We start from the raw sequence: 14,001 nt of genomic DNA, 5'->3' as shown, positions 1-14,001 counted from the left end.
GAAACGGGTATGGACGGGACACTGGTCGACGGCGCGGTCCGCGTCGGCGGCGACGCCAGACAGCGGTTCTACGATTCCCGCGGCTACGGCCGCCCGCTCGACCGCAACCGCCTCGAGCTGGCTCCCGTGGAGGCGGCGCACCTCCTCTCGCGGGGCGACCTCGACGCCGTCGTCGCCGGCGACGCGGCGGACGACGACCGGCTCGGATTCCGCGAGTTCCTCGCTCGGACCGGCGCGGCGCTGCGGTTCATCGTCTATCGCGACCTCCGCGACCGGGGATTCTATCTCTCGCCCGCGCGGGCGGAGTGGCCGGGCGTCGGCGGGGACGCCGCCGCCGAGGACGGCCTCGACTTCGTCGTCTATCCGAGGGGAAACGGCCCGTGGGACGACGAGGTCGCCTATCGGATCCGCGTCGTCGGCGAGCGCGAGTCCGTCCCGGCGGCGTCGCTCGGCGACGTCGTCCTCGCGGTCGTCGACGAGGACGGCGAACTCACGTACTTCGAGACCGACGCCGCCCCGACGATCGGTGAGTCAGGCGACACCGCGGGCGGCGTCGACGAACCAAGCGACGACGCGACCGATCACGACGCCGCGCTCCCCACCGGCGTCGCGACCGATCTGCTCGAGGACCGCGTGGTCTGCTACGACGCGGACGACCTCTACGAGCGCCGCTTCTACGGCCAGCGACTGCTCGGGCGCAACGCCGATTCGGGACCGATTCAGCTCTCGCTCGTCGAGGGGGCGTACCTCGCACAGCGGGGCGTCGCCGACGTTGACGCGGACGCCGTCGTCCGCCGCGGCCGCGACGTCGAGGGCGAGCGGTTCGACCGCCGGCTCCGGACGTACGCGGCGCTCAGAGACCGCGGCGTCGTCCCCAAGAGCGGCTTCAAATTCGGCGCGGACTTCCGGGTCTACGAGGCGTTCACGGGCGTCGACTCGCTGAGTCACTCGGCGGACCTCGTGCGCGTTCTCGAACCCGGCCACGCCTTCTACCCGCGAGACCTCTCACTCGACGTCCGCCTCGCCGGCGGGGTCCGGAAGCGAATGGTTTTTGCGCTCACCGCGGCGAACGGCGAGATAGACTGGCTCTCGGTAGCCCGACTCACCCCATGACACGAGACCACGACGCCCGCGAGACCGACTCGGCAGACGAGCAGCCAGCGCCTGCTGCGGACGGCGAACCACCGGTCGCGACCGACGGCGGCGCCGAGGACGTCGACCGGAGCGACGATGCGGCCGCCGCCGGCGCTGACGACGTCGCGCTCGACCCGTGGGGGTCCTCGACCGTCTCCGATTACCGGAAGCTCTTCGAGGAGTTCGGCATCGAGGAGTTCGACGACGTCCTGCCCGCGGTCCCGAACCCGCACTACCTGATGCGCCGCGGCGTCATCTTCGGGCACCGCGATTACGACCCCGTCGCCGAGGCGCTCCGGGAGGGCGAGGACGCGGCGGTCCTCTCGGGATTCATGCCCACCGGCGATCCCCACATCGGCCACAAACTCGTCTTCGATGAGATCATCTGGCATCAAGAGCAGGGCGCAGACGCCTACGGCCTGATCGCCGACTTGGAGGCCCACGCGGCCCGCGGGATGACGTGGAGCGAGATCGACGAGCACGCCCGCGACTACCTCCTGAGCCTGCTCGCGCTCGGCTTCGACCCCGCGGAGGGGGAGCTCTACCGTCAGTCCGACAACCGCGAGCTTCAGGACCTCGCCTTCGAACTCGGCTCGAAGGCGAACTTCTCGGAGTTCCAAGGCATCTACGGCTTCGACGGCGAGACGAACGTCTCGCACATGCAGTCGGTCGTCACGCAGATGGCCGACATCCTCTACCCGCAGCTCGAGGAGCCGAAGCCGACGGTTATCCCGGTCGGCCCCGATCAGGACCCGCACGTCCGGTTCGCCCGCGACCTCGCCGCGCGGATGCGCTTTTTCAAGGTGACCGAGGCGTTCGCCAGCTTCGAGCTGACGGACGCCGAACGGGCGCTCGTCGCGGCCGTCCACGACGAGCGCGAGGCGTACGCCGAGGACCCGGCGCGTCCGCGCTGCGAGGAGGCGGGCGCGTGGCTCGCCGACGCGGACCGCGCGACCCTCGACGGGCTCGGCGTGGTCGTCGCCGACGACGTTCGCGACTCCGCGGTCGAGAAGCTCGGGAACGCCGGGATGGAGCCGCTTCGCCCCCGCGTTCGGTTCCTCGACCTCAACGCGACCGACGACGCCTTCGAGGCGCTCGTCGAGGCGGTCGACGGCGAGAAGCGCCGCTACGACGAGCACGTCGACGCCTTCGACCTCGACGCCGAGGCGGCGGAGGCGCTCGCGCGCGAGGTCGAACTCGACCACGGCGGCTACGGCTTCGTCCCGCCATCGTCGATCTATCACCGCTTCATGACCGGCCTCACCGGGGGAAAGATGTCCTCGTCGATCCCCGCCTCGCACATCTCGCTGCTCGACGACCCCGAGGAGGGCTACGACAAGGTGAAAGCCGCGACGACCGGCGGCCGCGACACCGCCGAAGAGCAGCGCGAGTTAGGGGGACGAGCCGACGAGTGCCCCGTCTACGAGCTGTACGCCTACTTGCTCGCGGGCGACGACGACGAGTTCGCAAAGGAGGTCTACGACGAGTGCGTCGGCGGCGAGCGCCTCTGCGGCGGCTGCAAGGAACAGGCGGCCGAACTGATGCGCGAGTTCTTAGCAGACCACCAAGAGAAACGCGCGGAGGCCGAGGCGGTTCTCGAAGACCTCGACATCTCGCTGGAATCACCGCGGCGGGGCGTCGCGCCGGGCGACGACTGAGTCGAGGTCGGACGCGCCCCCTCGGCGGGCCGTTCCGCTATTCGATCGTCAGATCGCCGTCGCCGCCCGCGCCGTCGTCGCCGCCTTCGTCCCACTCGATCTCGAGTTCGATGCTCAGCTCTCCGGGACCGTCGGCCGGGCCCTCCCGCTCGGCCTTCACCTCGAAGGTCGGCTGCGCGGGCGGCTCCATCGTCACGGACTGTTCGCCGGCCGCGAGCGTGATCGGGCCGCCGCCGTCCAGTTTGTCCGCGACGCTCCGCAGGTACGACGCGATGGCTTCTCGGCTCTGTCGACTCTCCGATTTGAACAGCACTTCTTCGGGCATATCTGACAGTTCGCTGTGTGGACTGATAAACGCGCGCCTCCGAGGGAGCGTCCGTCCCGTGGCAACTGTTCGCACGAATCCGGAACCGTTTTGCCCGACGGCGGTGACGCTCGGGATATGCGCCACGGACCCGAGTACTCAGCCTGCGGCGTCGCTCTCGAACCGACCGACTGCGACGGGTCCACGTTCGATTTCCGGAGCGCCTGAGGGCGGCGGAACCGCCGGGCCAGCGCGCCGTGTCCCCACCCGGCGTCGCGGCGGGCGTCGAAACCGTTCGATTCGGTCCCCCGGCCGCGCTCGCGCTGCGGTCTTCGGAACTGCTAACTGGCGGCCGGTCGGTAGACGCGACAACGACCGATTCGCAGAGACGACACCCGATACAGAATGAAACTCTCCCAACCACAGGTCGCGGTGCTGAACGCCGCGAGTGCGACAGACGCAACGCCGATAGACAGACTCGCCGAGGAAGCGGGGTTGAAGCCGGAGACGGCGACGCGGGCCGCCTTCGAGCTCCGCGACGACGGCCTCCTCGACGTCGAGGAGTCGGAGTCGACCGAGTACGAACTGACCGACGAGGGTCGCGACTACGTCGACGCCGGTCTCCCCGAGGTGCGACTGTACCGCGCGGCGGTCGAGGCCGGCGCGGCCGACGAGCCGGTGCAGATGGGCCGCGTCATCGGCGCGGCCGACCTCGACGGCCCCGAGGTCGACATCGCGCTCGCGAACTTCGGCCGGAAGGGATACGGCGGAATCGACAGCGGCGAACTCTCCGCCGAGGGCGACGCGGACGCCGAGTCCGATCCCGAGGCGGTCGCGCTCGCCGGATTCGCGGCCGACGATGCGGACGATGCGCCCGGAGCGGGTCCGGCGGACGTCGGCGACGACGTCCTCGATCAGCTCGTCTCCCGCAACCTCCTCGACCGTCACGAGCGGACGGTTCGGACGGTCACGCTCACCGACGCGGGCGTCACGGCGCTGATGGAGGGCGTCGAGACCGCCGAGACGGTGGATCGGCTCACCCCCGAGCTGCTCACCTCCGGCGAGTGGCGGGAAGTAGAATTCACCGAGTACAACGTCGAGGCCGACGCGCCCGACGTTCGGAGCGGCAAGACACACGTGCTCAGACAGACCGCAGAGCGCGTGAAGGACGTCCTCGTCGGGATGGGCTTTCAGGAGATGGAGGGCCCCCACGCCGACGCGGACTTCTGGATCAACGACTGCCTCTTCATGCCGCAGGACCACCCGGCGCGGACCCACTGGGACCGCTTCGCCCTCGACGTCCCGCCGATCGAAGACCTCCCCGCGGACCTCGTCGACCGCGTCGAGCGCGCCCACCGCGAGGGCGTCGGTCCCGACGGCGACGGCTACCACTCGCCGTGGTCCGAGGACTTCGCGCGGGCGATCGCCCTGCGCGGTCACACCACATCGCTGTCGATGCGGTACCTCTCCGGGACCGAGGTCGGCGAGCTCGAACCCCCCCAGCGGTACTTCTCCCTCGAGAAGGTGTACCGCAACGACACGCTGGATTCGACGCACCTGCTGGAGTTCTTCCAGATCGAGGGCTGGGTGATGGCCGAGAACCTCTCCGTTCGGGACCTGATGGGGACGTTCGTGGAGTTCTACGAGCAGTTCGGCATCACGGACGTCCAGTTCAAACCGCACTACAACCCCTACACCGAGCCGTCCTTCGAGCTGTTCGGCCGCCATCCCACGACGGGTGAACTCATCGAGATCGGCAATTCGGGGATGTTCCGCGACGAGGTGCTCGAACCGCTCGGCGTCGAACACGACGTGATGGCGTGGGGTCTCGCCTTGGAGCGGCTCGCGATGCTCACAACGGGCGCGGAGGACATCCGCGACCTGCACGGCACGCTCGCGGACCTCGAGTTCCTCCGCGGCGCGGAGGTGACGTACTGATGCCCGTCGTCGACATCGACCCCGACGAGCTCCGGGAACTGACCGGCCACGACGAGAAGGACGACGCGACGCTCAAATCCGACCTGTTCGGCCTCGGCCTGGAGTTCGAGGGCGAGACCGAAGAGGGCCTGCTGCAGTTCGAGTTCGGCCCCGACCGCTTGGACCGGCTCTCCGTGGAGGGCGTCGCGCGATCGCTGCGCTATCACTACGGCGACGATCGGGGGGTCGACGTCCCGAAGACGAACGACCCGGACTTCACGCTCGTCGTCGACGAGGACGTCCCGGACGAGCGCCCCTACGTCACAGGGGCGATCGTCCGCGGCGTCGACCTCGACGAGGCCGGACTGGACTCGCTGATCCAGTTGCAGGAGAAGCTTCACGCCACGATGGGGAGAAAGCGCGCGAAGGGCGCGATCGGGATCCACGACCTCGTGGCGATAAAGGGCGAGGTACTCTCCGAAGACAGCGGGGGCAACTCGGTCACCTACACCGGGATCGACCCCGAGGGAGACACCTTCGTCCCGCTCGACAGCGATCGAGAGATGACGCCCGCCGAGGTGCTCGAAGCGCACCCGACCGGGCGCACGTACGCGGACCTCATCGCGGAGTACGACCGCTACCCGGCGATCTACGACGAACTCGGCCTGTTCTCGTTCCCGCCGGTGATCAACGGCCGCCGGACCGAGGTCTCGACGGACTCGACGGACCTCTTGGTCGAACTCACCGGGACCGACCAGTGGACGATCGACCGGATGTGCAACATCATCTGCTACGCGCTGTCGGCCCGCGGCGCGACCATCGAGGCGGTCGAAGTCGAGTACGGCGGCTCCGGAGGCGGCGCGGCCGAGGGTGCGGCCGACGGCGCGTCCGGCGCCGGCCGAACGCTCGCCCGCCCCGACTTCGAGGTGGAGACGAAGTCCGTCTCCCACGACCGCATCGAGACGATGCTCGGCGTCGAGTTCGAACCGAGCGAGGTGGTCGACCTCTTCGAGCGCTCCGGACTCGACGCCGTCGTTTCGGGTGGAGACGGCACGGAGACGGCCGCGAACGGAGACAACACGGAGACGGCCGCGAACGGAGACGGCGACGCGGCAGACGGCGACGCGAGCGGCACCACCTACGAGGTGTCGATCCCGCCGTACCGCGTCGACGTGCTCCACCCGCTGGACCTCGTCGACGACGTCGGCCGCGCGTACGGCTTCGACGAGCTCGAACCGAGGTACCCGGACGTCGGGACCGTCGGTGGTCGCCACGAGCGCTCGCGGCTGGAGGCCGCGGCGCGGAGCGTCCTGACCGGTCTCGGCTTCGAGGACCTCCTGAACTTCCATATGACGAGCGCCGAGGAAGTGTACGACCGGATGAACGTCGAACCCGGAAGCGACTACCTCGGCGGCGGCGAGCCGGTTCGGATCACGGAACCGTACAGCGAGGACTACGGGATCCTCCGAACGTGGGCGCTCCCCTCGCTCGTGATGGTCTTGGAGAACAACACTCACCGCGCGTACCCGCAGAACCTCGCTGAGGTCGGGCTCGTTGCCGAGCGCGACGATGACGTCAACACGCGCGTCCGCGAGCGACAGCACGTCGCGGGCGTGCTTGCGAGCCACGACGCGACGTACGAGGACGCGAAGGCCCGCCTGCAGGCGATCTGTCGGGACTTCGACGTCGAGCTGTCGACGCCGGCGACGGAGCACCCCTCGTTCATCGACGGCCGCGCGGCGTCGGTCGTGATCGACGGCGAGGCGGTCGGTGTCGTCGGTGAACTCCACCCGCGCGTCTTGGTCGAACACGACCTCGAACTCCCGGTCGCGGCGTTCGAGTTCGACCTCGCGGCGCTGGCGGAGTAGTCCCACGGTCGCGTGCGACCTCGGATGTGGAGCGACACTCGCGCGAGCGATCGAGTAATCGAGTGACTTAACAGCCCTCCCGCCGGTATTTTCGCCCGAGAATGCCGAGCGGAGAATACGACCCGGAGACCGTCGAGGCGAAGTGGCAGGACCGGTGGGTCGAGGAGAACCTCTACGCCTACGAGGGCGACGTAGCGGACCCCGACACCGCCTTCTCGATCGACTCGCCGCCGCCGACGGTATCCGGGAGCCTGCACTGGGGCCACGTCTACGGCTTCACGCTGCAGGACTTCGTCGCTCGGTTCAACCGGATGCGCGGGAAGGACGTCTTCTTCCCGTTCGGCTACGACGACAACGGCATCGCCTCCGAGCGCCTCGCCGAGGACGAACTCGGCGTCCGCCACCAGGACTACGAGCGCCGGGAGTTCCAAGCGATGACCCGCGAGGTCTGTGAGCAGTACGAGGCCGAGTTCACCGAGAAGATGCAGGACCTCGGCATCTCGATCGACTGGGACCAGACGTACCGGACCATCTCGCCGGCGGTCCAGCGGACGTCCCAGCTCTCCTTCATCGACCTCTACGAACAGGGCAGAGAGTACCGCCAGCGCGCGCCGGCGATCTGGTGTCCCGACTGTGAGACGGCCATCTCGCAGGTCGAGACCGAAGACGACGAGCAGCCGAGCCACTTCCACGACATCGCCTTCGAGGTCGTCGGGACCGGCGCTGCCGGAACCGACGTCGGCGGGGGCGAGCGCGACGCCGACGCCGCAGGGGCCGGGGCGGAGACCTTCACCATCTCGACGACCCGCCCGGAACTCTTGCCGGCGTGCGTCGCGGTGTTCGTCCATCCCGACGACGAAGAGAACCAGTACCTCGTCGGCGAGGAGGCGCGAATCCCCCTCTTCGATCAGGAGGTCCCGATCATCGCGGACGAGCGGGTCGACATGGAGACCGGCTCGGGCATCGTGATGTGCTGTACGTTCGGCGATCAGACCGACATCGAGTGGTACCAAGCGCACGATCTGGACCTCCGGATCGCCATCGACGAGTCGGGGACGCTGACCGACGTCGCGGGCGAGTACGAGGGGCTCTCCTCGTCGGCGGCCCGCGAGGCCATCGTCGAGGACCTCGACGCCGCCGGCGCGCTGCTCGACCGACGCGCGATCACTCACACGGTGAACGTCCACGAGCGCTGCGGGACGAGCGTCGAGTTCCTCGTCAAAGACCAGTGGTACATCGAACTGCTCGATCGAACCGACGAGTACCTCGAAGCCGGCCGCGAGATGGACTGGTATCCCGAGAAGATGTTCACCCGGTATAAGAACTGGATCGAGGGGCTCCAGTGGGACTGGGCGATTTCCCGGCAGCGCTCCTCGGGCATCCCGTTCCCGGTGTGGTACTGCGAGGCGTGCGAGCACGTCGTCGTCGCCGAGAAGGGGGACCTGCCGGTCGATCCCCTGAGCGACGACCCGCCGGTCGACGCCTGCCCCGAGTGCGGCCACGACGAGTTCGTCCCCGAGGACGACGTCTTCGACACGTGGGCGACGTCGTCGCTCACGCCGCTGATCAACGCCGGCTGGGACTGGGACGAAGAGAGCGAGGAGTTCGCCTTCGAGAACCCCGAGCTCTACCAGTTCGACCTCCGCCCGCAGGGCCACGACATCATCTCCTTCTGGCTGTTCCACACGGTCGTCAAGTGCTATGAGCACACCGGCGAGGTGCCGTTCGACAGCGTGATGATCAACGGGATGGTGCTCGACGAGAACCGAGAGAAGATGTCGAAATCGAAGGGGAACGTCGTCGCCCCCGACGAGGTCGTCTCGAAGTTCCCCGTCGACGCCGCGCGCTACTGGGCCGCCGGCTCGGCCGTCGGCGACGACCTCCCCTACTCCGAGAAGGGGCTCCGCGCGGGCGAAAAGCTGCTGCGGAAGCTCTGGAACGCCTCGAAACTCGTCGAGAGCCTCACCGAGGACGCGCCCGACCGCGACGCGTTCGATCACGCCGATCTCACGCAGTTGGACCGCTGGCTGCTCGCGGAGTTGGACCGGGAGATCGAACGGGTCACGGAGCGATTCGAGAGCCGCGAGTTCTCGAAGGCCCGCGACGGCCTCCGCGGGTTCTTCTGGCACACGTTCTGCGACGATTACCTCGAGATCGCCAAACAGCGCGTTCGCGACGCGGCGGACGGAGACGGCGTCGCCGCCGACGCCTCGGCGGCCTCCGCGGCGTACACCCTCTCTGTCGCTCACCGTCGGTTCCTCAAGCTCTTCTCGCCGATCCTCGCGCACGCGGCCGAGGAGCTCTGGCGCGATATGTACGACGCCGAGGCGAGCGTCCACCGGAGCGGCTGGCCCGACCCGCTCGGCGTCGACGCCGACTTCGCGGCGGGCGAGACGGCGATGGCCGTCGTCGGCGCCCTCCGGAAGTACAAGAGCGACCGCCAGCTCCCGATGAACGCCGAACTCGATCGCGTCGAGGTCTGGGGCGACATCGCAGGCTTCGAAGAGGACATCTCCGGCGTGATGCACGTCGACGAGCTGGCGACGCTCGAGGAGCGGCCGTCGATCGAGTCGGTCGTGACCGGCGTCGACCTCGAGTACTCGCTCGTCGGCCCGGAGTTCGGCAGTCAGGTCTCCGAGATCGACGCCGCGCTCGACGCGGGCGAGTACGAGACTGTCGGCGACGAACTGCACGTCGCCGGCGTCGAGTTAGCCGCCGAGATGTTTGCGATCGAGGAAGAGCGGCGCTACACCGGCGACGGCGAGATGATCGAGGCCGGCGACGCGGTCGTGATCGTCCACCGCGGAGAGTAGACGCCGCCGGGCCCCCACCGCTATTTGCCGTTTACGGGCGGCTCAGAGAACGGGTTCCACACTTCCTTCGGAATCTCTGATTGGTCGGTGTAGATGAGCAACGTCACAGCTCAGTCAACTACCTGCGTCTATACCGGTGTATGTTGTATGTTATCAGTACATACAGTTACCGTCTCACTCGTCGTATGGGAGTTGACTATGATGTTCCACGTACAGTTGACCCATAGCCCCGAGAACTGCTGGGCGCGTGACGAACACGAAGGGAAGGCGAGCGAGTTGATCACGCGGTTAACGGACGCCCCGGAATCACTCGGTGTGACCGTACAGAGTTCGTTCGTGGCACCAAACGAGCATACGTTCTACCTGCTGATCGAGTCAGATACGTTCGAAGGGCTGACCTCGTTGCTCGGCCCGCCGCTCCTGCACGACCATACGGCTGACGTGGTTCCCGTGACAACCTTCAGTGAAGCATTGGACACGCTCGAAGTCGAGTAAGTGAACCGGACTCAGGACGACCTTCGCAATAACCGAGGTACTCGCACGGCTTGTTCTATCGGCTGGTTCGCCGTGACTGGACGTGAAAACAACGTTTGGAGATCAATCAAGGCAGGATATTCACACACCAATATAGATGGAGGTTTATCTGAACTTTGCCAGAAACCCCGTGCGAGATACAGAGAGTAGACCAGAAACCCCGTACGAGATACAGAGAGTAGATTCAGCAAATCCGTTCAATAATACGTGTACTTCCACAGATATTCACCAGTGACTCGATTAGTCCGCAACGTGAAGCGCCGTTCTGCCCTCCAACTCGGTGGATCATTGCTTCTCGCAACTACGGCCGGCTGTTCTCTCCCGAAAGCGAGTTCATCATCTGGAATCGAAATTTCGGAGATAACCCTTCGAAATCGACTTGCCCGTGATGTGCGAGCAAGCGTCCTCTTAATTGACGGTGACGAGATCGTTCTCTGGCGCACGGTCACAGCTTCGCCTGCTCCAAATCAGTTTGTGACCTTCGATGAACTACCCGCCGAGACTGGTGAATACATCTTATATGCACATATTCCAAAAACTGACACCGGTGACGCTGTTCGAGCCGATCTCGTCGAAGACGCGGATGGGCAATCCTGTATCGAGATCACACTTGAAATTACGACGAATCAACCAAACGGCTCCGGGGATCCGAGGATAATCTATGGCTCAATAGGTGAGTGTGATAGTCAGAACTGAGTTCTCTTGTGGAGGTGGGTTTTGAACGTATCCGTTACGATCAATACGCAGGATCTGCCTCACAGCGAATTCAGCGAATCGAGGGTAACAATTCCCCTGTGAAGCGTTCGACGACGTCTCCGGTTACAGATCGGCACCGACGGCGTCTTCGACGCTGTCGAAGCCGTCGCGGTCCAGCAGTCCGAGCAGTCCCTCGTTGATGTCGCGCGCGAGCGTCGGTCCCTCGTAGACCAAGCCGGTGTAGAGTTGGACGAGGCTCGCTCCCGCGCGGATCTTCGCGTACGCGCCCGCGGCGTCGGCGACGCCGCCGACCCCGACGACGGGGACGTCGGTCCGCTCGGCGACGAAGCGGACCATCTCGGTCGCGCGGCCTTCGATCGGCGCGCCCGAGAGTCCGCCTTTCTCCGCGCGGTTCGGGCTCTCGAGCCCCGACGGCCGTTCGGTCGTCGTGTTGGTCGCGATAACGCCGTCGAGGTCGAACTCCTCGACGACCGCCAGCGCGTCTTCGACGGCGGGGTCGGGGAGGTCCGGCGAGAGCTTCACAAGGAGCGGCGACGCGCCGGCGTCGACGAGTTCGCCGAGGATCGCCTCCAGCGACTCGCGGTTCTGGAGGTCGCGCATTCCCTCGCTGTTCGGACAGGAGACGTTGACCGCGAGGTAGTCCGCAACGTCAGCGACGCGCTCGTAGGTGTATCGGTAGTCTTCGGGGGCCGCAGCGGGGTCTACGGCCTCCGAGAGCGCGACGTTGACACCGACGGGAATCCCGGGGTCCCGACTCGCCCGGAGGCGCTCGCCGACGGCGTCGGCGCCCTCGTTGTTGAGACCCATCCGGTTGATGATGGCGCGGTCCGCCGCGAGGCGGAACATCCGCGGCCGCGGGTTCCCCGGCTGCGCGCGCGCGGTGACGCCGCCGATTTCGACGTGCCCGAACCCGAGCGCGCCGAGGACCGAGGGTAACTCGGCGTTCTTGTCGAACCCGGCGGCGACGCCGACCGGGTTGTCGAACGACTGCCCGAACGCGTCGACCGCGAGCCGGCCGTCGCCGACTCGCAGTCGGTCTCGGAGGGCGTCCTCGATCGGCGTGTGCTGGACCGTCCGGAGCCCGCGGTGTACTACTCGGTGTGCGGTCTCTGCGGGGAGCGAGAAGAGCGCGGGCCTGAGTGCGCGGTATGTCTGCTGGATCACGGCGAGTGCGTGCTGCATCTGTCGTCAGATCGGCGATCGGACGCCGACCGGCCGGTGCGTCGGATCATCGGCCCCTCAGAAGTCGTGTTCGACCGCGTCGGGGTCGGCTTTCTGGATGATGATCTTGCCGTCTCGAACCCGAACGAACACCTCGTCGCCGATCTCCATCCCGGCCACGGCGAGTTCGTCCTCGTGGAGATTGACGTGGACGTTGTGGTACTCGCCGTCTTCGTCTTTCGCGCCACTCGGGCTGAGCTTCTTTTTCCGAACCATCGGAGCTGTCTAGGCGAAGATTCGCCACAGGATATACATAAGTGTTGTTTACGTCTTGCCTCGGTCCCTCACGAACTGACACGGCGTCGGCCGCGATATCGGGTACCGACCCCGACGCAGCAGTCTATTTTGCCGATATATTTATACCAGACCCTGCGCTTCCTTGTCATAGAGGACCACACCAATGGTGCGCGAGGACGGTAAACGGAATTTCGTGATGCTGGAGAACGGGGAGAAGACCAAACAGTTCACCGGACGGATGCCGCGACAGGCGGCGCTCAAGGCCGCCCGTCGACTCGAAGGCTACGACTCCTATGAGTCGGAGGACGGGGCGAAAGCCGATCCCACCGAGATCAGGCTGCTCGAGCGCGGGACCGATCGGGTACACGTCTATCACGCGTGGGCGTGGCACGACTCGGCGCCGAGCGACAAGCCGGGGTGGATGCAGGATAACGAGGTCTCGACGGTGACCCGCGGGAACGTCGCCAAACAGGGGATCGAACACCTCGAGGAGTAACGCGCGCGAGTGCCCCCGCGGCTATGCGATACGCGCATCGGCGTTAGCAGACACACTTGGCGGCTTCGCTCCGTCCTCGACACTTCTTTCGTCCCGTCTCCGACATCGCTTTGTTCGTCCCCCCGTGAGTGTCGGACGCGCGGTTACTACCCGACCCGACCGCACGCGCTCAGCGTGGGATGACGCGTCGGCCTCCGACCGCGCCGTATCCTCGCACCCCTCGAGTTGCGACGCCGCCTCGAGGGCTGATCGGAGTCATCCCACGGCATCACAGCTTCCCGCCGTCTCGTTTGGCGAGAATCTACGGACCGTTACGATACACCGCTGAGCGAATCACGCACTCACGGTGTGAAATCGCATAACGAGGCGGGGACGGTTCGACGGCCTTTTATATTTACCCGGCATCCGTAGAAATACGCGGAACGCACCCGGGGTCGCCCGGGAGCTTCGTTCGGTCGGACCGGACTCGATCCGCTCTGTCGCCGTCGCCTCCGGCTCGAACGAGCCGGGGACGACACGACGGGCTTAAGTGTTCGAGTCATCTCCGATCGAATGCGAACGACACACCGCGACTGGGTGCGGTTCGACCCCGCGCCCGCTCGGACAGCCGGCTTCGGCCGGCAGGCGAACGAGGACCGGTGCCTTTATGGCGCAGTCCGACGTATCCCTATGTCCGCAAGAGATGAGGATTCCACCCCTGCGGTCCGCCGTACAGATGGAATCTGATGTTAGCCTTGGTGGTTCGGTGTCACCTGTCCGGTGACCCGAACCACCCAATCGAACGGACCACGCAATGTGATATATTGGTGATCCTCACTCTCCTTGTGAGAGTGAGAATCCCGCCACCCTCCCCGCGGTCGTCACAGACCGCTGGGAACCCATTCCGGTTGATCCTGCCGGAGGCCATTGCTATCGGAGTCCGATTTAGCCATGCTAGTCGTGCGAGTTCAGACTCGCGGCGAAAAGCTCAGTAACACGTGGCCAAACTACCCTGCAGAGACGAATATCCTCGGGAAACTGAGGCCAATGCGTCATAGCGCTTTCACGCTGGAATTGCCGAAAGCCAGAAACGCTCCGGCGCTGCAGGATGTGGCTGCGGCCG

Annotated in this window: 11 protein-coding genes and 1 rRNA gene; 9 read left to right on the top strand and 3 right to left on the bottom strand. The window is 66.3% G+C overall.

Annotation, left to right across the window (positions count from 1 at the left end; genetic code table 11):
* Nucleotides 1-9: 9 nt before the first annotated feature.
* Both endA and ACT3HL_RS16715 read left to right on the top strand, forming a co-directional pair.
* Nucleotides 10-1,113 carry a tRNA-intron lyase gene (gene endA, locus ACT3HL_RS16720; RefSeq protein WP_445087893.1) on the top strand — a complete coding sequence of 368 codons (1,104 nt, stop codon included), beginning with the start codon at nucleotides 10-12 and terminating at the stop codon, nucleotides 1,111-1,113.
* Nucleotides 1,110-2,792 (top strand): tryptophan--tRNA ligase, encoded by a 1,683-nt coding sequence (locus tag ACT3HL_RS16715; protein ID WP_445087892.1) that lies wholly within the window; start codon nucleotides 1,110-1,112, stop codon nucleotides 2,790-2,792. The genes endA and ACT3HL_RS16715 overlap by 4 nt, the downstream gene beginning before the upstream one ends.
* A gap of 37 nt (nucleotides 2,793-2,829) precedes the next feature.
* Here the strand turns inward: ACT3HL_RS16715 and ACT3HL_RS16710 are convergent, their stop codons facing one another.
* Entirely contained in the window at nucleotides 2,830-3,117 is a 288-nt protein-coding gene (locus tag ACT3HL_RS16710) for an amphi-Trp domain-containing protein (protein WP_445087891.1), read from the bottom strand.
* Nucleotides 3,118-3,501: 384 nt separating this feature from the next.
* Here ACT3HL_RS16710 and pheS point away from each other — a divergent pair, with 384 nt between their 5' ends.
* From pheS to ACT3HL_RS16685, 5 genes are all read left to right on the top strand, one after another.
* On the top strand, nucleotides 3,502-5,034 hold the full coding sequence (pheS, locus tag ACT3HL_RS16705) for a phenylalanine--tRNA ligase subunit alpha (protein WP_445087890.1): 1,533 nt from the start codon (nucleotides 3,502-3,504) through the stop codon (nucleotides 5,032-5,034).
* On the top strand, nucleotides 5,034-6,881 hold the full coding sequence (locus ACT3HL_RS16700; protein ID WP_445087889.1) for a phenylalanine--tRNA ligase subunit beta: 1,848 nt from the start codon (nucleotides 5,034-5,036) through the stop codon (nucleotides 6,879-6,881). The genes pheS and ACT3HL_RS16700 overlap by 1 nt, the downstream gene beginning before the upstream one ends.
* A gap of 101 nt (nucleotides 6,882-6,982) precedes the next feature.
* Nucleotides 6,983-9,694, top strand: a complete 2,712-nt coding sequence (locus ACT3HL_RS16695; protein ID WP_445087888.1) for a valine--tRNA ligase — start codon at nucleotides 6,983-6,985, stop codon at nucleotides 9,692-9,694.
* Nucleotides 9,695-9,895: 201 nt separating this feature from the next.
* Complete coding sequence (locus ACT3HL_RS16690; RefSeq protein WP_445087887.1) at nucleotides 9,896-10,189, top strand: hypothetical protein; 294 nt, start codon at nucleotides 9,896-9,898, stop codon at nucleotides 10,187-10,189.
* Nucleotides 10,190-10,480: 291 nt separating this feature from the next.
* Nucleotides 10,481-10,924, top strand: coding sequence for a hypothetical protein (locus ACT3HL_RS16685; protein ID WP_445087886.1), 444 nt, complete (start codon nucleotides 10,481-10,483; stop codon nucleotides 10,922-10,924).
* Nucleotides 10,925-11,047: 123 nt separating this feature from the next.
* On the opposite strand, the gene ACT3HL_RS16680 is transcribed toward ACT3HL_RS16685, so the two are convergent.
* Nucleotides 11,048-12,127, bottom strand: a complete 1,080-nt coding sequence (locus ACT3HL_RS16680) for a quinone-dependent dihydroorotate dehydrogenase (RefSeq protein ID WP_445087885.1) — start codon at nucleotides 12,125-12,127, stop codon at nucleotides 11,048-11,050.
* Between the two features lie 57 nt (nucleotides 12,128-12,184).
* Nucleotides 12,185-12,382 (bottom strand): hypothetical protein, encoded by a 198-nt coding sequence (locus ACT3HL_RS16675; protein WP_049987936.1) that lies wholly within the window; start codon nucleotides 12,380-12,382, stop codon nucleotides 12,185-12,187.
* A 184-nt stretch (nucleotides 12,383-12,566) separates the two neighbouring features.
* Between ACT3HL_RS16675 and ACT3HL_RS16670 the strand changes: the two genes are divergently transcribed.
* Nucleotides 12,567-12,899 (top strand): non-histone chromosomal MC1 family protein, encoded by a 333-nt coding sequence (locus ACT3HL_RS16670; RefSeq protein WP_445087884.1) that lies wholly within the window; start codon nucleotides 12,567-12,569, stop codon nucleotides 12,897-12,899.
* A gap of 880 nt (nucleotides 12,900-13,779) precedes the next feature.
* Nucleotides 13,780-14,001: ribosomal RNA gene (locus ACT3HL_RS16665) — 16S ribosomal RNA — on the top strand; the annotation flags it as partial.

It is taken from the genome of Halobellus sp. GM3, assembly GCF_052545375.1.
This window is presented reverse-complemented; position numbering and strand designations above follow the sequence as displayed.